18 protein-coding genes and 3 tRNA genes are annotated in these 18,453 nt (G+C 60.5%); 11 read left to right on the top strand and 10 right to left on the bottom strand.

The genetic code is table 11. From position 1 onward, the window contains the following. The first annotated feature begins 361 nt into the window (after positions 1-361). Positions 362-709, top strand: a complete 348-nt coding sequence (locus SYN63AY4M2_RS01830) for a DUF1815 family protein (RefSeq protein WP_011430058.1) — start codon at positions 362-364, stop codon at positions 707-709. A gap of 118 nt (positions 710-827) precedes the next feature. Here the strand turns inward: SYN63AY4M2_RS01830 and SYN63AY4M2_RS01825 are convergent. Beyond that, positions 828-900, bottom strand: a tRNA-Glu gene (locus SYN63AY4M2_RS01825). Positions 901-1,226: 326 nt separating this feature from the next. On the opposite strand from SYN63AY4M2_RS01825, the gene clpP reads away from it, so the two are divergent. The 4 genes from clpP to SYN63AY4M2_RS01805 all read left to right on the top strand — a co-directional run bounded on the left by clpP (position 1,227) and on the right by SYN63AY4M2_RS01805 (position 4,581). Next, positions 1,227-1,829, top strand: a complete 603-nt coding sequence (gene clpP, locus SYN63AY4M2_RS01820) for an ATP-dependent Clp endopeptidase proteolytic subunit ClpP (protein WP_011430060.1) — start codon at positions 1,227-1,229, stop codon at positions 1,827-1,829. Between the two features lie 508 nt (positions 1,830-2,337). Beyond that, positions 2,338-3,762 (top strand): form I ribulose bisphosphate carboxylase large subunit, encoded by a 1,425-nt coding sequence (locus SYN63AY4M2_RS01815; RefSeq protein ID WP_011430061.1) that lies wholly within the window; start codon positions 2,338-2,340, stop codon positions 3,760-3,762. A gap of 70 nt (positions 3,763-3,832) precedes the next feature. Then, positions 3,833-4,240, top strand: coding sequence for a chaperonin family protein RbcX (locus tag SYN63AY4M2_RS01810; protein WP_011430062.1), 408 nt, complete (start codon positions 3,833-3,835; stop codon positions 4,238-4,240). A gap of 8 nt (positions 4,241-4,248) precedes the next feature. Next, positions 4,249-4,581: a ribulose bisphosphate carboxylase small subunit gene (locus SYN63AY4M2_RS01805; protein WP_011430063.1), complete on the top strand. Its 333-nt coding sequence runs from the start codon at positions 4,249-4,251 to the stop codon at positions 4,579-4,581. Between the two features lie 257 nt (positions 4,582-4,838). Here the strand turns inward: SYN63AY4M2_RS01805 and SYN63AY4M2_RS01800 are convergent, their stop codons facing one another. The 3 genes from SYN63AY4M2_RS01800 to SYN63AY4M2_RS01790 all read right to left on the bottom strand — a co-directional run bounded on the left by SYN63AY4M2_RS01800 (position 4,839) and on the right by SYN63AY4M2_RS01790 (position 6,355). Continuing rightward, entirely contained in the window at positions 4,839-5,597 is a 759-nt protein-coding gene (locus SYN63AY4M2_RS01800) for a DUF92 domain-containing protein (RefSeq protein ID WP_041438244.1), read from the bottom strand. A gap of 48 nt (positions 5,598-5,645) precedes the next feature. Next, positions 5,646-5,736, bottom strand: a tRNA-Ser gene (locus SYN63AY4M2_RS01795). A gap of 106 nt (positions 5,737-5,842) precedes the next feature. Then, the gene (locus SYN63AY4M2_RS01790) at positions 5,843-6,355 is read right to left on the bottom strand and encodes a hypothetical protein (RefSeq protein ID WP_240530471.1); all 513 of its coding nucleotides are present in this window, start codon (positions 6,353-6,355) and stop codon (positions 5,843-5,845) included. A gap of 573 nt (positions 6,356-6,928) precedes the next feature. On the opposite strand from SYN63AY4M2_RS01790, the gene SYN63AY4M2_RS01780 reads away from it, so the two are divergent. Together SYN63AY4M2_RS01780 and SYN63AY4M2_RS01775 are read left to right on the top strand one after the other, a co-directional pair. Further along, entirely contained in the window at positions 6,929-7,906 is a 978-nt protein-coding gene (locus SYN63AY4M2_RS01780) for a PhoH family protein (RefSeq protein WP_011430067.1), read from the top strand. Continuing rightward, entirely contained in the window at positions 7,903-8,628 is a 726-nt protein-coding gene (locus tag SYN63AY4M2_RS01775) for an HAD family hydrolase (RefSeq protein ID WP_099887155.1), read from the top strand. Before SYN63AY4M2_RS01780 ends, SYN63AY4M2_RS01775 begins: the two co-directional genes overlap by 4 nt. On the opposite strand, the gene SYN63AY4M2_RS01770 is transcribed toward SYN63AY4M2_RS01775, so the two are convergent. From SYN63AY4M2_RS01770 to SYN63AY4M2_RS01760, 3 genes are read right to left on the bottom strand one after another with little or no spacing between them, the layout of a single operon-like run. After that, entirely contained in the window at positions 8,606-9,394 is a 789-nt protein-coding gene (locus SYN63AY4M2_RS01770; protein ID WP_099887154.1) for an alpha/beta hydrolase, read from the bottom strand. The genes SYN63AY4M2_RS01775 and SYN63AY4M2_RS01770 overlap by 23 nt on opposite strands. Then, the gene (locus tag SYN63AY4M2_RS01765) at positions 9,382-10,125 is read right to left on the bottom strand and encodes a lysophospholipid acyltransferase family protein (RefSeq protein WP_099887153.1); all 744 of its coding nucleotides are present in this window, start codon (positions 10,123-10,125) and stop codon (positions 9,382-9,384) included. The genes SYN63AY4M2_RS01770 and SYN63AY4M2_RS01765 overlap by 13 nt, the downstream gene beginning before the upstream one ends. A gap of 11 nt (positions 10,126-10,136) precedes the next feature. After that, complete coding sequence (locus SYN63AY4M2_RS01760) at positions 10,137-11,270, bottom strand: cob(I)yrinic acid a,c-diamide adenosyltransferase (RefSeq protein ID WP_011430071.1); 1,134 nt, start codon at positions 11,268-11,270, stop codon at positions 10,137-10,139. A 180-nt stretch (positions 11,271-11,450) separates the two neighbouring features. Between SYN63AY4M2_RS01760 and SYN63AY4M2_RS01755 the strand changes: the two genes are divergently transcribed. Beyond that, the gene (locus SYN63AY4M2_RS01755) at positions 11,451-12,395 is read left to right on the top strand and encodes a cysteine synthase family protein (RefSeq protein WP_228375467.1); all 945 of its coding nucleotides are present in this window, start codon (positions 11,451-11,453) and stop codon (positions 12,393-12,395) included. Positions 12,396-12,469: 74 nt separating this feature from the next. Next, positions 12,470-12,550, top strand: a tRNA-Leu gene (locus tag SYN63AY4M2_RS01750). Between the two features lie 72 nt (positions 12,551-12,622). Here the strand turns inward: SYN63AY4M2_RS01750 and SYN63AY4M2_RS01745 are convergent. Beyond that, on the bottom strand, positions 12,623-13,114 hold the full coding sequence (locus SYN63AY4M2_RS01745; RefSeq protein ID WP_011430073.1) for a pentapeptide repeat-containing protein: 492 nt from the start codon (positions 13,112-13,114) through the stop codon (positions 12,623-12,625). A 682-nt stretch (positions 13,115-13,796) separates the two neighbouring features. Between SYN63AY4M2_RS01745 and lptB the strand changes: the two genes are divergently transcribed. Next, positions 13,797-14,525, top strand: coding sequence for an LPS export ABC transporter ATP-binding protein (gene lptB, locus SYN63AY4M2_RS01740; RefSeq protein WP_011430074.1), 729 nt, complete (start codon positions 13,797-13,799; stop codon positions 14,523-14,525). Between the two features lie 12 nt (positions 14,526-14,537). On the opposite strand, the gene SYN63AY4M2_RS01735 is transcribed toward lptB, so the two are convergent. Then, positions 14,538-16,001, bottom strand: coding sequence for a pyruvate kinase (locus SYN63AY4M2_RS01735; protein ID WP_099887152.1), 1,464 nt, complete (start codon positions 15,999-16,001; stop codon positions 14,538-14,540). A 255-nt stretch (positions 16,002-16,256) separates the two neighbouring features. Between SYN63AY4M2_RS01735 and SYN63AY4M2_RS01730 the strand changes: the two genes are divergently transcribed. Beyond that, the gene (locus tag SYN63AY4M2_RS01730; protein ID WP_228375506.1) at positions 16,257-17,378 is read left to right on the top strand and encodes an LptF/LptG family permease; all 1,122 of its coding nucleotides are present in this window, start codon (positions 16,257-16,259) and stop codon (positions 17,376-17,378) included. A gap of 11 nt (positions 17,379-17,389) precedes the next feature. Here SYN63AY4M2_RS01730 and SYN63AY4M2_RS01725 read toward each other — a convergent pair whose 3' ends face one another. Further along, a complete protein-coding gene (locus SYN63AY4M2_RS01725; RefSeq protein ID WP_011430077.1) occupies positions 17,390-18,403 on the bottom strand; it encodes a phosphate ABC transporter substrate-binding protein in 1,014 nt (337 codons plus the stop codon). Positions 18,404-18,453 lie beyond the last annotated feature (50 nt).

Below are 18,453 nucleotides of genomic sequence, written 5' to 3'. Positions count from 1 at the left end.
CCTGGCCAAAGGGTGGGCAAAATCTTCACCGATAAAGCACTTCGGGATCAAGGCCCAAGCCCCGCCAAAGGAAAACTGACCGGTTCTCGGCAGGGATCGGATCCCAGCGGGCAAGAGTTTTGAATTAGGGTAAACTTTAATGTCTGTTCTGAGAGGAGTGTTAAATACAACATCCTCCTGCCTTAGACTTTGCCTAGCATGCTATTTGGCCTTCAGTAGTCTTGCTTAGTCTCTGGAGAGATGCTAAACGGATCCCTTTCTTGAGGATTTGTCGATCGTTATGCTAGATATGACTCTAAGTGACTAGGCATAAATTACTAGAACGCGCCCCGATGGGCCAACTCGCTATGGGAGGAGTGTGATGTTCGCACGGTTGGCGGAACAATACCGCAGCTACGTTCAAGACCTGGTGATGAGTTTGCAGGCTCTGGCCATTGTTTTGGAGAAGCGGGGCTACCCGGCTTCTTGCTACACCTGCGGCACCTCATTTGAGAGCGCCTCCTTCATGGTCAGCTTACGGGAGGGGCACTTGATTCGCTTTTTGGTTTCCGAATGCTCCATCAGTTGGACGGAGATGCGGGATGACCGGGAGCTAATGAAGTTAGAAGGGGCAGAAGCCATTCGCCAACTCCAGGATCTGGCAGAGCTGATCAAAGACGATCTGGTTGCTGCTGCCGCGCCGGCAGAAGCTCTAGCTGCCAGCAGTTGATTCCCATGCAGTTGGATGAGAAGCCTAGCCTACGGCCCTTTGGGCCTAGCCGAAGCTAAGCTAGACTCAAGGCGCCTCCCGAGCACTTTCCCCCTCCAACACTTGTCACCGGCCTTCATACCCCCAAGGGGATTCGAACCCCTGTCGCATCCGTGAAAGGGATGTGTCCTAGGCCTCTAGACGATGGGGGCATCCCAGAAATGACGCGATTCTGATTGTAAAGAGAGAGGTGTAATTTTGTCAACTTAAACTTATGTCCTCTCTTAGTCGGCGTCTCCCGAGTCCCGTTCTGCCAAGTTCAGGATCAAAATCCCCAGCAGAGCCAGGCCCAGCAAGCCGGCAATCACGAGGGGTTCATCCGGGATCACATCCATGCTAGGCCTCAAGCTGTCAACTTTACAGGCTGCTGGCTCCGAGCAACGCAGCACAGCCTCAGGGCGGCAAACCGTCCTAGGCGGAGCAGCCGTCCAGTGGCTTACACTACACTAAAAAGTAACAACCCATCGCTTGGACTGGCATGATTCCCACCGTTATTGAGCAATCTGCACGCGGCGAGCGCGCCTTTGATATCTACTCGCGTCTATTGCGGGATCGGATCATCTTCTTGGGCACCCAGGTGGACGACGACATTGCCAACCTGATCGTGGCCCAGATGCTCTACCTGGAATCTGAAGACCCCGAGAAAGATATTTACCTCTACATCAACTCTCCCGGCGGCTCCGTCTATGCCGGTATGGCCATCTACGACACCATGCAGCACATTCAGCCGGATGTCTCCACCATCTGCATTGGCTTGGCCGCCAGCATGGGAGCCTTTTTGCTGGCAGGAGGTGCCAAAGGCAAACGCATTGCCCTTCCCCACGCCCGCATCATGATTCACCAACCCCTCGGTGGAGCCCAGGGGCCAGCCACCGATATCGAGATTCAGGCTAAAGAGATCCTCTTTATCAAAAACAGTCTCAACAGCCTGCTGGCCTACCACACTGGCCAGCCCCTGGAGCGCATCGAGCGCGATACCGACCGCGACAACTTTATGACTCCAGAGCAGGCCAAAGAATACGGCCTCATCGACCAGGTGATCACCAGGAGACCCCAACCATCCTTGGCCGCCGTTTCTTAGCCCCTCTGGCCGCTGCAGACAAACCCACCCAGCTCCCTTCTCAAGGGAGCTTTTGCCTTTTCCAGGGATCCCACCCAGGGATATTAAGAAAGCCAAAGAAATCTATATTTTCGGCGCCAACCAAGGGGGCTTACTTTAATCAAACTAATCGAACTCATAAAGAAAGTAACGATCAGCCTGTCTTTGCGGATGATAGCTTAGGATTAAACCAATGTAGGCTTGTGTTTGTCAAAGTTCTAGCCTAGACAGTGTATAGAAATCTCGCCACTGGATTTCCAAAATCCAGGCGGTTGAGGCTAGCGATTGGCAGCGCTTGAAAAGGAGGGTTTAGGACTTTACATCCGCTTGGATGAAGACTGTCTCGAAGCCCAAGTAGGGCCTCACAGTTGTGAGGCGAGTTCATTCACGAAAACTCGGTGGTCTGTGGTTTTGGCCCTGAGTTTTGCCTCTTGATTGCATCCGTGAATGGCATTTTCTGGTTTTGTGATTCGTTTAGAGGGAGATCAACGTGGCCTACTCAGCAACCCAAACCAAAAAGGGCTATCAAGCCGGCGTAAAGGATTACCGACTCACGTATTACACGCCCGATTACACGCCCAAGGATACCGACGTCTTGGCCTGTTTCCGGGTTACTCCTCAGCCGGGCGTTCCCCCCGAAGAGGCCGGGGCGGCTGTGGCGGCTGAATCTTCGACCGGCACCTGGACAACCGTGTGGACGGATCTGCTCACCGACTTGGATCGGTACAAGGGCCGCTGCTACGACATCGAGCCGGTCCCGGGCGAAGAGAATCAATACTTCTGCTTCGTCGCCTACCCGCTGGATCTGTTCGAGGAAGGCTCGGTCACCAACATGCTCACCTCGATTGTAGGCAACGTCTTCGGCTTCAAAGCCTTGAAAGCGTTGCGGCTGGAGGATGTGCGGATCCCGGTGGCCTACCTGAAGACCTTCCAGGGCCCTCCCCACGGCATTCAGGTGGAGCGGGACAAGTTGAACAAGTACGGCCGTCCGCTGCTGGGCTGCACCATCAAGCCCAAGCTGGGCCTTTCCGCCAAAAACTACGGACGGGCCGTGTACGAGGCGCTGCGGGGCGGGTTGGACTTCACCAAAGACGACGAAAACATCAACTCCCAGCCCTTCCAGCGCTGGCGGGATCGCTACCTCTTTGTGATGGAGGCTGTCCACAAGGCGCAGGCAGAGACTGGCGAGATCAAGGGGCACTACCTGAACGTGACGGCGCCCACCTGTGAGGAGATGTTCAAGCGGGCGGAGTTTGCCAAGGAGATCGGTGCCCCCATCATCATGCACGATTACCTGACTGCCGGATTTACCGCCAACACCAGCTTGGCCAAGTGGTGCCGCGACAACGGCATCCTGCTGCACATTCACCGCGCCATGCATGCCGTGATTGACCGCCAGAAAAACCACGGCATCCACTTCCGGGTGCTGGCCAAGTGCTTGCGCATGTCCGGCGGCGACCACCTGCATGCCGGTACGGTGGTGGGCAAGTTGGAGGGCGACCGCGCCATCACCATGGGCTTTGTGGATCTCATGCGGGAAAACTACGTGGAGGCCGACCGCTCCCGCGGCATTTTCTTCACCCAAGATTGGGCCTCCATGCCTGGGGTGATGCCGGTGGCCTCCGGTGGCATTCACGTCTGGCACATGCCGGCGCTGGTGGAGATCTTCGGCGACGACGCGGTGCTGCAGTTTGGTGGCGGAACCCTGGGACACCCCTGGGGGAACGCGCCAGGCGCCACTGCCAACCGGGTGGCCCTAGAAGCCTGTATCCAGGCCCGCAATGAGGGTCGGGATCTGGCCCGTGAGGGCAACGAGATCATCCGCGAAGCGGCCAAGTGGTCGCCGGAACTGGCGGCTGCCTGCGAGCTGTGGAAGGAGATCAAGTTCGAGTTCAAGCCCGTCGATACGCTCTAGAGATCTGCCGGGGGCAAGGGATCCCCAGAGTTCTCTTGCCCCGCTGCTTCGGCTTACCCCTGGACTGGCCATGGATCTGAAACAGATCGCCAAAGATACGGCCAAAACCTTGATCAGCTACCTGACCTATCAGGCAATGCGCACGGTGCTGGCCCAACTGAGCGAGACGGATCCTCCCAGGGCCCTGTGGCTGCAGCAGTTCTCGGCTCGGCAAAACCTTCAGGAGGGGGAAACCTACCTGCGGGCTTTGCTGGCAGAGCGTCCTGACCTGGCCTATCGCATCATGACCGTTCGCGAGCACATTGCGGCGGAGGTGGTGGACTACTTGCCGGAGATGGCCAAGACCGGCATCCAGCAAGCCAACATGGAACACCGCCGTAGCCACCTGGAACGGCTTACCTCAGCAGCGGGATCCCCGCTGGCCACGCACCCGGAAGCGGGATCCCCTCTTCAGAACCCTACACCTGAAACGGAGTAACTTCAGTCATGCAAACCTTGCCGAAAGAGCGCCGCTACGAAACTTTTTCCTACTTGCCTCCGATGACGGATCTGCAGATCCTCAAGCAGGTGCAGTACATCTTGGATCAAGGCTACATTCCTGCCATCGAATTCAACGAGTCTTCGCAGCCCACCGACCACTACTGGACGCTGTGGAAATTGCCCCTGTTCAGCGCCACTTCTCCCCAGGAGGTGCTGACCGAGGTACAGGCCTGCCGCAGCGCCTACCCCAATTGCTTCATCCGTGTGGTGGGTTTCGACAACATTAAGCAGTGCCAGGTGCTCAGCTTCTTGGTTTACAAGCCCAGCGGCCTGCGCTAGGAGAGGTCCAGAGCAATCGGTCTAGTTCCCAGCCAATCGGCGCAGAGGGAGAGCTTCTCCCTCTTTATTTATTTCTTGCTTTGCATAGCCATTCCCAATGGCAACGGCGCCATTCTCAATCTCAAAAATACAGTCATTTCAAACAGCAACGAAACGGTTCTTTGCCTCGTTATTGCTACGCAACGCTCTAACTCCCCTCTCCCAGAGGGAGAAGGGCTGGGGGTGAGGGCAGCGGCGCGGAGCGCTTGGGCATCTTTTTAGGATCCGATCCCCAAAAGCGCCCCCAGACCCACTGCTAAAAGAGCTGCTAGGGTCGTTTGAATGCCGTTCACCACTTCATTGCTCATCCAAGCCAAGCGAGGCTGCAACACCACCCCCATCCAGCTTTCTGCCAAAGTGGCCAGGATCCCGGCCAGCCAGCAGATTCCCAACCATAGGAGATTCCCTCCCACCCATTCTCCGCCAATGCCCCAGGCCAAGGCGGCCATCCCTCCTGCTGCCGCCACCCCCGCCAGGGATCCCTCCAGGCTGACGGCTCCCTCAGTGCCTGCTGGCACCGGCTGCAAGGTGGTGATCAAAAAGGTCTGACGTCCGTAGGCTTTTCCCACCTCGCTGCTGACGGTATCGGCCAACTTGGCGGCGAAGCTGGCGCTATACCCCAACCACCAGAGGGGATGGGCAAAAAGCGCATATCCCACCGCACAGGCAGCTCCCGTCAGGGCAGATCCCCAGACATTTTCCGGCCCTCGCGCCCCCTCTCGCTTTTCGGCGATCCCCTGGGCCTGCTTGCGGCGGATCCCCAGCTTGGTTACGGCGGTGCCGACTAAAAAATAGGCGGCTACGACCAGGTAACCCCGCCCTCCCAGGCCCCCCCACACCAACAGGCCCAGCAGGCCCGCATGGAGAACCCCAGCTCGCGTCAGCGCCTTCTGGGGGCTCAGCAGGGCCAGCGCCACCAAGGCCAGATTGAGCCAGAGCGCCACCCCCCACTGACTCAGCAGCCACGCCTGACCCATGAGTGCCCTCCACCACCGGCAAGGGCGGCTAGGAACTGGCCACAACAACGGAGAGGGAGGGATTCGAACCCTCGACGGAGCTTTTGGGCCCCGTAACTTCTTAGCAGGAAGCCGCTTTCGACCACTCAGCCACCTCTCCAGAGCGGCAGAGACCTCAGCAAGCTGGGATCCAGCCGCCGGTTCACCTATTGTAGAAGATGGGATCCCACCCGGCAACTGTTCTCGAGCGGGATCCCTGCTGCAGCTCAGTTCACCACCTGCACATAGATATAGATATCGAAGCTGCCGCTGTTGTCGCCGTAGCTGCCCTTGGCGTCATTGACGTTGAAGGCGATATCCAAGTTGGGATCCAGATCCACCTCTTGCGGCTGCTCCGGCGAGGATTCCCAGACCTGCCGGGCCACCAACCGGGCGTTGGGCTGGAACAGCACCAGGCCGTAGCGGCAAAGACCGGGGTAGCGCCACTCCGAAGGCGTGGGGATCCCTTTGCCGAGAGGAGAGCGGATGCTGGTGGAGAAAGAAAAGCCATAGCGCCAAGCCACATTTTTCACAAAAAAGCGAATGCGGCTGGCCCGCAGCGGCTGCCCCTGCCAGTGCAGGATGTTGCCCGGTTCTTGGTTGACCCGCAGGCCGTAAAAGGCGATCCAGCCCTGCAAGTTCTCCTCTTGGGGTTGGGTGCCCTCGATCGCTGCGGCTTGGCTCCAGTCTAAGTCGCTGCCATCGCAGGTAATCTCTGGCGGGACTTGCGTCAAATCCATTTGTGGCAGCCCTGACGTAGCGGGTGTAGCCGATTGGGTAAACATCTATCTCTCCTTTTCTTCAAAATGACTCCAGAAGTGAGAAGCTGTAAAGAGCTTACAGGGATCCCAAAAATGAGCCGGGGAAAGGTTTTAAAGACAAACCTATTCCTCTCCCTGCTGCTGGATGGAGAATCTCAGATGAACTGTGACATCGGGGCTGAGAACCTCAGGCTCTTCCTCGATCGGGCAAGAGATTAAGGTCTCAAGCTCTTTGTAATAGGTCAACTTTACTTGATGGATGGCGGCTATTCCCAGAGAAATAGACCTTTGCAATACTTTTTTAGGGAACCATAGGAATCTGTTAATTCCCCAAGACTTGATTGCCAACCAAGGCCGAAACCCAGATCCTTACTCAGCGCAGATCTTCTGGGACCTCGTATTCCAAAACACATTAATTTGTGCAATGCCCCTGTTAAGCACTCTTGCGCTCGTTTGGTCTCTGCAGCAGCTTTCCGCAACCCGGAGCGCTTTGACAACCGTTTTTGATAAGATCACCATTGCAAGTCTCGCGGGGTGCCCGGCGCCCACGGCATGCACGACACTTCTGCCGCCACCGATCTGGAGATCATCTCTTTGTCAAGCCCTCGGCAGGCCATGTCCTTGGCGGGCATTCAGGAGGCCAACCTGAAGTGGATCAGTCGCTCCAGTGGTGCCTCTGTAACGCTGCGCGGACAAGACCTGTACCTGAAAGGCACCCCTCAGCAGCGGCAGCAGGTGCGGCAGTGGCTAGAATTGCTGAAGCCGCTTTGGCAAACTGGACACCCTGTCACGGTGATTGATGCGGAGCAAGCTTTTCGCGCCCTCTCCGGCCAGGAGGCTACGGCCTATCAGCAAGCGCAAGCAGGTGTGTTGGCCCGCACCCGTAAGGGAGAGTTGATCCGGCCCAAGACACCCCGCCAACAGGAGTACGTGCAAGCCATTCGCACCCACGATCTCTGCTTCGGCATCGGGCCGGCAGGCACCGGGAAAACCTATCTGGCTGCCGTTGTGGCCATCACAGCCCTGCAAAACCGCGAGTACGAGCGTTTGATCCTGACGCGACCAGCGGTAGAGGCAGGGGAGAAGCTGGGCTTCTTGCCAGGGGATCTGGTGGAAAAGGTAGATCCCTATCTGCGGCCTCTCTACGATGCCCTGTTCGAGTTTATCGACCCGGCCAAGCTGCCCCAGCTGATGGCCCAGGGAGTCATCGAGGTGGTGCCGCTGGCCTACATGCGGGGGCGTACCCTCAGCAACGCTTTCATCATCTTGGACGAGGCCCAAAACACCACCCCGGAGCAGATGAAGATGGCCCTCACGCGGCTGGGCTTCCGCTCCCGCATGGTGGTTACCGGGGATCTCACCCAAACGGATCTGGGCAAGCATCGCCTGTCGGGCCTGGCGGCTGCAGAGCGCATCCTGGCGGGGGTAGAGGGGGTTGCCTTTTGCTACTTTGACCAGCGGGATGTGGTACGCCACCCCCTGGTGCAGCGGATTGTGGATGCCTACGCCCGCTACGAGAGCCAGCAGTGAGACCGAGGGTAATCTTCTTCGATGCCGTGGGCACGCTGTTTCGGGTGCGGGGCAGCGTCGGCCAGGCCTACAGCCAGGTGGCAGCAGCGTATGGAGTGGCGGTGGATCCGCAGGCGTTGGATCGCGCCTTTGCCCAAGCTTTTGCCAGCGCTCCGCCGCCAGCCTGTGCCGGTCTTCTGGGATCCGCCCTCCAGGAATGGGAGCGGGCCTGGTGGCGCCAGGTGGTGCGCCAGACCTTTGCGGGGGTGGGATCCCTGGCTGCTTTTGGGGAGGAACGGTTTGAGGCGTTTTTTGCCCGCCTTTTCGAGTATTTTGCCACGTCGGATCCCTGGGAGCTCTATCCCGAGACGCTGCCGGTTCTGCAGGTTCTGCAACAGGAAGGGATCCAGCTAGGGGTAATCTCCAATTTCGACAGCCGTCTAGTGCGAGTGCTGCAGGCGCTGCAACTGGATGGCTATTTTTCTAGCCTTACTCTCTCTACCCAGGTGGGCTATGCCAAGCCCGATCCCCGCATCTTCCAAGCTGCCCTAGCGGCCCAGGGGATCCCGCCTGCCGCTGCCTGGCACATCGGCGACAGCCGCCGCGAAGACTATCAAGGGGCCAAGGCAGCAGGCCTGAGGGCCCTTTGGCTGGATCGAGAAGGACAAGATCCCTCCTGCCAAGAGCGAATCGAAAACTTGGGGGGATCCCTCTCCCTGCTCAATGCGCTGGAGCGGAATTAAGCAGTAGCGGGGCAAAAACCCCATCGGGCTTGAGCAAGTAGCGCCGCAGGTTCATCTGCCGCTCCAGAAGGCAAGCATGGCCGCTTAAAGGCGAGATCTCCACCTGGGCCTGGGGCAGTCGCTCCGCCAGACGCTGCACCTCCTGCACCGAGGGCAGGAGGCGATCCCGCCCCCCCGCCACCAGCAACGTCGGCAGGGTCATCGACTCCAGGGGCAGCTCCTCCACGACAAACGATCCCAGCAAGGCCAGGCGCTGGGCGGCCACCGTGGGCTCAACACTGTGAACGGCCTGGCGCAGCCGCTCCCGATCCGGCGGCTCCATTTGGCTTAGCTCCGCCAAAAATCCCAGCCCCCGCTCCGCCATCTGGTGGTAGAGCGCCGGCGGCAAAAAAGGCAGGAGAACATGACCTGCCCACCACCAGGGCCGGCGCCGCAGCGACGAGGCCGGATTAACCAGAATCAGGCCACGACAGCGCTCCGGCTGCTGGGCAGCCACAGCCAGGGCTAGGCAAGCTCCGAAGGACTCGCCACACAGGTAGGCTCCCTCGTCCAGCTGGGATCCCACCCAATCGGCCAAGCTCTCCCAGCTATGCCCCGCTTCGGGATGGTTTAAGCTCAGAGGGCGGACGCGGAACTCGGCTTGCAGAGCCTGCGCCTGCCGGTAAAACAGTTTGCCCGTGCCATCCATACCCGGCAAATAGAGCAGCAAGGGCCGCTTCTGGCGGCTTGGACTAGAGGCGGCGGGCTTGCTTTTCAATCTTTCCATCTCCTTGTCAACCCCAAGCGCACCTGTTCGCGGGCGGCTGCCGTTAACTCCCGAATGAGCTGCAGCCGCTCCTGGCGGCAGGTAGAGCGCCCTGCTCCCCCTACCCAAAGAGGGGATCCCACTCGAACCACCACCTGACGGTAGATCACCACCGGATGCCCCCCCGGCCGCTGAAACCTGGGCTCCGTGGGATCAAACCAGCGGAAAAAAGCCATGGGAATATCCATCGCCCGCCACTCTTCCTGCGCCCACACGGCCACCGGCAGGATCGGCAGGGGATCCACGCCAGCAGCCAAGGCCAGATGGGCAAAGCCCGGCTGAAACCAGCCCAGCTCTTGGGGCGAGGTCTCGCGAGTAATCTGCTCCGCCCCTTCCGGGAAGATCCCCACCCCTCCGCCTGCCGCCAGAGTGGCCTGCGCCTGGCGAAAAAAGGCAAGCTGCGGCCCTGATCCCTGCTGGAGGGGGATACAACCCAGGGCCAAGGCAACCTCCCGCAAGAGGGGCACTTGCGATAGGTAGTAGTGGCAGGCAAAACGAATCGGTCGATCCAGCCCAGCAATCAGCACCGGCGCATCCAAAAAGCTGCGATGGTTGCTCACCACCAGCAGGGGGCCCTGGGGAACCCGCTCCTTGCCCTCCACCCACACCTCCGTCTGGAAAAGGCCAAGCAAGACCTGCGCCAGCGCCCTCGCGTCGGGGAACCCGCTTTGCTGCAGGAGTTGATCCAGCATCGCCACCCTGCTCAATAGTCCACCCCGCGCCGCAGATCGGCCCCCTGTTCGGCATAATGCTTGTGGCTCACCATTTCCGAATGGACAGAGGCCAGCTCAAAGTAGGGCAAAGGCGCATGGCAGCGCCCTGTGATGATGATCTCCGTATCGCGTGGCTTGCGCAGCAAAGCCTCAACAATCGGCTCCACATCCAATAGCTCCAGATCCACCGTTGGGTTGAGCTCGTCCAGAATAATGGTCTTGTAAAGCCCAGAGGCGATGGCCGCCCGTGCCAGCTCCCAGCCCCGCTCCGCCTCCACGTAGTCGATTTCCTGCTGCTTGCCCCGCCAAACGATGGCGTCGCGGCCGCAGCGCTGGTGATCTACTAGATCGGGATAGCTCTCTCGCAAAGCCCGAATGGCCGCATCTTCTGTGTAGCCCGTTCCCCCCTTTAGCCACTGCATAATCAGGACGCGGTGGGAGAGATCTTTGCTGATGCCGCGCCCAATGGCCTGCAGAGCCCGGCCCAGAGCGCTGGTGGACTTGCCCTTGCCGTTGCCGGTATAGATCTCGATGCCGCTGAGGAGGGGCTGGCCGTCCTGGGGATCCGCCGCCCGCCGCACGCTGCGCATTTCCGAGTGCAAATCTGCTAGGTCGATAATTTCCTTAGGGGCGCCCCGTCCGGTGATGATGACCTCCATTTCCTCTGGCTTTTGCTTGAGGGTGCTGACGACCTCGTCCACAGGCAGCAGGCCCAGATCCAGCACCGGGTTTAGCTCGTCCAGCACCACCACCGAGTAGAACCCCGACGCCAGCGCCCCCTTGGCCACATCCCAGCCGCGGCGGGCCTCTTGGCGGTCAAACTTAGTGATCTCGTCGGGGCCGAAGAACTCTCCTCGCCCCGTGCGCAGTTGATCGATAAGGTGGGGGAAGCCGCGCTGCAGAGCGGCAATCGCGGCATCCTCGGCATAGGTGCGGCCCGGCCCCTTGAGAAACCGCACCAGCAACACCCGGCTGGGGGCCGAGTTTTCAATCCCCAGCCCAATGGAACGCAGCACAACCCCTAGCGCCGCCTGCGACTTGCCCTTGCCCTCGCCGTCGTAAACATGGATCTGGCCTCGCCGGCGGTCAAATTGTTGCGCGGTTACAATGCCGATTTCTGCCATGCCCCTCCGCATCACGCCGCTGTCCAGAACTCGTGCTTCCCTACCCCCATCTTAGAGTCTAGCCAGAGGTTTTCGGGGAAGCGCGGAGAGGGCCAGAAAAAGCCGGCAAGAGCCGATAAACACCGGGATAAGATGAGCAATGGTTGTCCAGCCCAGTGCTTATCTAGCGAGGGATCCCCCTTGTATCCAACCGTGTTTTCTTCTCGCCCCTTGCCCCCTGCGGTCGATAGCCCCATCGAGCTGGTGGGACGGACGCCGCTCATTCGCCTGCGGCGGGTCACCGCCGACCTGCCGCCGTCGGTGCGAGTGTATGGCAAAGCAGAGTGGTACAACCCCGGCGGCTCGGTCAAGGATCGCCCGGCCCTGAATATGATCCGCGCTGGCGAACGCGAGGGCAAGCTTACGCCTGGCAAGATCATCCTGGATGCCACCAGCGGCAACACCGGCATCGCCTACGCCTGGATCGGGGCAGCTTTGGGGTACAAGGTGAAGCTGGCCCTGCCGGCCAACGCCAGCCCAGAGCGCAAGAAGATCCTCGCCGCCTACGGGGTGGAGGTAGTGCTCACGGATCCAGCCCTCGGCTCCGATGGGGCCATCGAGAAAGCCCGCGCCCTCTATGCCGAAAACCCGGATCTCTACTTCTATCCCGACCAGTACAGCAACCCCGCCAACTGGCAGGCCCACTACGAGACCACGGGGGTAGAAATCTGGGAGCAAACCCAGGGACAGGTCACCCACTTCGTAACCGGGTTAGGCACCAGCGGCACCTGCATGGGGGTGGGGCGGCGCTTGCGGGAGTACCGCTCCGATATCCAGATCATTGCCATGCAGCCGGACTCCCCCTTCCACGGCCTTGAAGGCCTCAAGCACATGGCCACTGCTCTCAAGCCCGAGATTTACGATCCCACCCTGCCCGACCAGCACATCGAGATCTCCACCGAAGCAGCCCAGAAAATGGTCAAGCGTTTGGCCTTGGAGGAAGGCTTGTTGGTGGGCATCTCTGCCGGAGCCAATGTGGTGGCGGCTCTACAGGTGGCCTGTCAGCTCTCCTCCGGCGTGGTGGTGACCATCTTGTGCGACGGGGCCGATAAGTATCTCTCAGAGCGGTTTTGGACAGAAGATTAAACTAGCCCGTACCGCAATGGCCCCTCCTCTTAACAGCCCCGCCCTTTTGCCGCTATGATGGTTAAACCTGGAATGCGGATGTGGCGGAACTGGTATACGCGCACGTTTGAGGGGCGTGTGGCTTTGCCATGCGAGTTCGAGTCTCGCCATCCGCACTGGGCCCTCACCCCCAGCCCCTCTCCCAAGGAGGAGAGGGGAAGCGGGCAGTGGTCAACCAGCCGATTGCACTATTCCCGAACGGCGCCCTGAAGGCGTGTGCCCCAGGTGCGGGCAAAGCTCAGGTCAGTCCCGGTCAGATTGGCATCGCGCAGATCGGCCCCCCGCAAGTCGGCGCCGTACAGGGAGGCAGAAGAGAGATCGGCACCCCGCAAATCAGCACCCCGCAAGTCCGCTCCCTCCAGGTAGGCACCGCTGAGATCGGCGCCACGCAACTGGGCGCGCCGCAGATTGGCTCCCACCAAGTAGGACTGGCTGAGATCGGCGCCAGTGAGGATGGTGCGCTCCAGGTTGGCCTCGATCAGGTCGGCACCCTGGAGGTTAGCCTCTGCCAGATCCAGGTTGCTCAGCTCAAGGGATCCCAGCCGGCAATTGGGACAGGTTCTGGAGGCCAGCAGGTAGCGCAGGAAGCAGGCGTTGGGGGTTGTGGCGGCGGCATTGGAAGCGACGGCTGTCGTGGCCAGCAGGGCCAAAATGGCGGAAGCTTTGAGATGAAAGTTCATGGTAACCGAGCCTCACAAAAAGTTGACTGAGACAATCCGGCAGAGCGGGGTTGTTTTGCGTTGGTCACATGATAGTGGCATCTGCCGGCTTCGGCCACTGCACAGATCTGCCTGGTTTTGTGGATCGACAGACGCTCCCAAGGTGTGATGACGTTGTGGCCTTATCGCCCCAGAGCTTGTGGGCTATCGCCGGGCGGGGGAGGATCTTTCAGCAGCGGATCCACCCAATGCCAAGACAGTTGCCCCAGTCCCAGCAAAACCGAAAGTATCGCCGAGGCAGCCAAGACGCAATCCTAGCGGGTTGCCAGCCGAGAAGGATGGCTCGGCTGGCGTTTCCTCCGGCCGGGCCGGGCAACGGGCAAGCTTTCCCAGGGGGGGAGAGGGCGACAACGCAGGAAGCAACCGCAGCGGCGACAGCGACGATCGGAGTCGAGGTTGAGCCAATGGCAAGCTGGACAGCGGAGCATGGGAAAGGCCAGGGATCCCATCCGGGGGCAGCGCGAGCAGTTGCGGCATCCGGCAACCGTATCTGAAGATCTTCCCAATTCCCATGCAGGTGGTCAATTCTGCTCGTCCCCCTCTAGATCAGGGGTCGAGTTCGGGGCAGCCTTGGGAGAGAAGCCTCTGTGGAACTAGCCCTCCAGAATCAGTCAGCATCGAACAGCAACCCTGTGCCGATCCTATGCAGATTCGACTGGAAAACATCTGTAAGCGTTATGGCCGCCGTGAGGTGGTGAGCGACGTCAGCTTGCACATTCAGCAGGGAGAAGTTGTGGGGCTGCTGGGGCCCAATGGGGCGGGGAAAACCACCACCTTCTACATCATGACCGGCCTGATCCAGCCCAACCGAGGCCATGTCTGGCTGGATGACCAGGACATCACCCATCTGCCGATGCATCGCCGGGCCCGCTTGGGGATCGGCTACTTGGCTCAGGAGCCGAGCATCTTTCGTCGCCTTAGCATTCAAGACAACCTGCTGCTGATCATGGAGCAGACGGGGGTGCCTCGCCGCCTCTGGCAGCAGCGGCTCAACCACCTGCTGGAGGAGTTTCGCATTGCCCATGTGGCCCACAGTTTGGGTTTGCAGGTGTCGGGGGGAGAACGGCGCCGCGCCGAGATCGCCCGCGCCCTGGCAGCCGGGATCCACGGGCCAAAATTCCTGCTGCTGGATGAGCCCTTCGCGGGGGTGGATCCCATTGCGGTGGCGGATATTCAAGAGGTGGTGGCCAAGCTCAAGCAGCGGGGCATCGGTGTTTTGATTACCGACCACAACGTGCGGGAGACGCTGGAGATTACCGACCGGGCCTATATTCTCAACGACGGCGCCATCCTGGCCAAGGGCACACCAGCGGAGCTGGCGGCGGATCCCTTGGTGCGCAAGTATTACCTGGGGGAGAAGTTCCGTCTTTGATGCCGCTCCATCTCATCGCCAGGAGTACAAAGCTCGCAGGCGTTGGCTTTTTTTGTGCTGGTGGGCCTGCATGCGGGCCAGCAGCTCGTCCAGCAGGGCAACCGCCTCCAGGAGATAGGGGCCCTTATTGAGCATGACGCACTCGGCCCGGGCCGACAGCACCGCATCGGAAAGCTCAGGCCGGGAGGGCAGGCCCTCCTTGGTGAGCTGATCCAGCACCTGCGTAGCCCAGACTACCGGCACATGGGCGGCCTCACAGATCCACAGCAGCTCCTCCTGGATCTCGCCCAGGCGCAGCCAGCCAATCTCCACGGCCAGATCTCCCCGGGCAATCATCACCCCCAGGGGCCGGCAGCCGTCGACGGCCGCGATCAGAGTGGGCAGGTTTTGCACCGCTCGCTGCGTTTCAATCTTGAGGATCAAGCCCAGATCGGGCCGGGCCTGGCGCCGCTCCAGCTCAGAAAACAGCAACTGCAAATCCGCCGGCTGCTGGACAAAGGAATAGCCCACCAGGTCGGCATGCCGCACCACGAAGTCCAGGTCTTGGCGATCTTTCTCGGTGAGGGGCTGGATCGAGAGCTGGCTGTCGGGAAAGTTGAGGCCTTTTTCCTCCCGCAGCTTCTTGCCCTGCGGGGCGACTTTGTCCACCTCCAGCACCACCCCTGCCGGCTCGATCCCCACTACACGAGCGCCGATTTTGCCGTCGTCGATCCAAACAGTTGCCCCCACCTTGAGGTGGGCCAAGATCTCCGGCAGGGTGCAAGCCACCTGGCAGCAGATGTCAGAGTCGACCGGCGGAATGGCTGCCGTGAGCAGGATGCGATCCCCACCGTACACCTTGGCTTTGCCGGGTGGCATGGCCACCAGGCCCGTGCGGATCTTGGGGCCGGCCAGGTCGAACAAAATCTTGCAGCGCCGTTGAGTCTGGGCTTCGGCCCGGCGCAAGTGGGCCACCATTTTCTCCCACACCAGGGGATCGTCGTGGGCGCAGTTAATGCGGGCCACGTTCATGCCCCGTTGTAACAGTTGCAGCAGCAGCTCGGGCTGCTCGGCGGCTTCGCCGGGCAAGGTCACCATGATGCGGGCACGGCGGTGGGGAGAAGGAGGGCCAAAAAGAGCCTCGGTGTGCTGCTCTAGGGCCATATCCCCGGCGTAAAACGCTTCATAGCTAGGTCCCTTGTGGCTCAGCCCTTGAGCGGCGGCCAAAATGGCGATCACCGCATCCAAGCTTTCCAAAACCCGCGATTCACAGCGTCCCAGCGACGACAGCCCCAGGGCGGCCAATTCTAACTGCAGGTCGCGCAGATCGTGTTGGCGCAGCGCCAAATACCGAGCTAGGTTCTCGAGAGCGGGGGAGGGGTTGCAGGGGCTGCCCCAGGCGGTCAAGTACTTCTGGGATCCCTCCACAACTTGCTGTCGCAGCTCCAGGAGCTGCTCTAGCAAACGCTTAGGCGAAGAGGGGGAAGAGGAAGCCATGCTGAAAGCTATCTCAAGACAAACAAGCCCAACGCCCGGCCCAAGCCCGCCTTGGGTCGATCATAGGCAAGTTAGGGTGAAAAAGGGAGGCGATTAACCTTTTGTTGGCCAGCGTTCCGGTCTAGAGTCGTTAACAGCCTTCGGGTTGTCCTGACTGCTACTTCCCTTGGTTTTGTGAAACTTCATTCTCCCCCTACTCCTCCTTCAATCAAGCAGTCTTGCAACAGGCTCTCCATCGTTTGCGCGGTGGGCCTGATGGATCGCTACATCATCTCCGAGATGCTCCTGCCCTTTTTCTTTGGGGTGGGAGCGTTCACCACCCTGGTGATGGCAGTGGGATCCCTGTTTGAGCTGGTGCGGCTAGTGGTAGAGGCGGGGCTGTCCCTTTCAGCAGCGTTGCAAGTGTTTGTGTTGCGGGCGCCGGGGATCATCGTCCTGACGTTCCCCATGTCGATGTTGCTGGCGACGTTGCTGGCCTATGGGCGCCTGTCTGCTGATAACGAGATCACTGCCCTGCGCGGCTGCGGCGTGAGCCTCTATCGTCTGGTGGTGCCGGCCCTCCTTCTCAGCCTCTTGGTGACGACGTTAACGTTTCTCTTCAACGAGCTGGTGGTGCCGGTGAGCAACCGCCAGGCGGCCCTGACTCTAAACCGCGCTTTGAACCGAACTCCAGAGTTCCGCCGCGAGAACATCCTCTACCAAGAGTTCGGCGAGATCCTCGCGCCCGAGCCAGACGGCACTTTTTCCCGCCGGCAAGGGCTAACCCGTCAGTTCTATGCCCGCAGCTTCGATGGCCAGCAGATGCGCGGCGTGATCGTGCTGGATCTTTCCAACGAGGCTCTCAGCCAGATCCTGCTGGCGCAGCAGGGGCGCTGGGATCCCCAGGAGAACCTCTGGGTGTTTGAGGAGGGCACCAACTACATCGTCTCCCCTGATGGCACCTACAGCAACATCGCCACCTTTGCCCGCCAGGAGTTGCGCCTGCCGCGCGCGCCGCTGGATTTGGCCCAGGAGGTCCGCAGCCCCGAGGAGATGAACATTCAAGAGCTGCGCCGCTACATCGAGGTCATCGCCAGCTCGGGGGATCTGCAGGGGGTACGCCGCCTTCAGGTTAGCCTCAGCCAAAAGTACGCCATCCCCTTTGCCTGTCTGGCCTTCACCTTGATTGGGGCGCCCCTGGCGCTGCGCCCCCAGCGCACCAGTTCTTCTCTGGGCCTGGGCCTCAGCGTGCTGATTATCTTCGCCTACTACGTGCTGCTGTTTGTCAGCCAGGCGCTGGGCCAGATTGGAACCTTGGGGCCGGAGGTGGCGGCCTGGTTGCCCAACTTCATCTGCTCCGCAGTGGGGCTAGGACTACTTTACCGAGCCAATCGCTAGGCAAAGGCCAGCTACCGCAGCGGGATGAACTCGGTGCGGCCAATGATTTGCTGGCCTTGGTCGGAGAGGGCATAGTTGATGAAATCAGCCACCACGGGGCTGGTTTTTTGCGGTACCACCAAAAACACGTTGCGGGCCAGCGGGTAGCGGCCACTTTGGATGGCCTCGCGGGTGGGCATCTGGCCGTCGATGGGCACCATCCTCACCGTTTGCTGGTTTTGCACCTGATCCACGGTGCTGTAGGTGATGCCGTCTTCTCCCAAAGCCCGCAGGAGAGGGGTGGTGGCATCCTGGGTGGCAGTGGTGAAGTAGGGCGGGTTATCGGGGGCAAAGGGCAGCCCCAACAGCACCAGCTCCTGGAAAACGCTGTAGGTGCCGCTCTGAGGGGCGCGGTTGAGAACGCGAATCGGACGATCGGGGCCGCCTACCTGGCTCCAGTTGGTGATCCGGCCCTGGAAGATGTCGGCCAACTGCTGCAGCGTCAGGCCGCCCTTGTAGGGGTTGTTTACCCCCACCGCCACCGCCAGGGCATCTTTGGCCACCGGGATGGCCTGCAAACCCGCCTGGACTTCGCTGGCATTGAGGGGGCGAGAGCTGGCAGCAAGCTGGATGCGACCTTCCATCAGGGCCTTGAGGCCGGCGTTGGATCCATTGGGCTTGCCGTCGGGGATCCCGTAGGTGATGGGGATGGCGGGGTTGCGCTGGCTGTAGCCTGACTTCAAGGCCAAGACAATGCGGATCATGGTGACGCTGCCGTCCATCTGCAGCACCGCCGGGTTGGGCAGGGAAGTATCCAGATTAACCGCGCTGGGTGGCTGGTTGGGGGCCTGGGCTGGAGGAAGATTGGGGGCCGTTGGCGCTTGCGGCTGGGCAGCCGGGATCTGGCCAGGGACAGAAGGCGCGTTCCCTCGCTTCAGGAAAGAGTCAAGCAGGCCGGAACGATAGGCATACCAGCCGCCTCCCCCCAGTATCGCCAGCAAAAGAATGTAGACAATCGGAGGTGGGCCGGAAGGTCGTACGGTCATGGGATCCCCCTCGAGAAATTCGCAGTCCAGACTTTGGCGGACTTTCCCCC

This window comes from Synechococcus sp. 63AY4M2 (genome assembly GCF_002760475.1).
Classification (GTDB): domain Bacteria; phylum Cyanobacteriota; class Cyanobacteriia; order Thermostichales; family Thermostichaceae; genus Thermostichus.
Note: the sequence above shows the minus strand (reverse complement) of the source record. Positions and strands in the feature narration are given on the sequence as shown.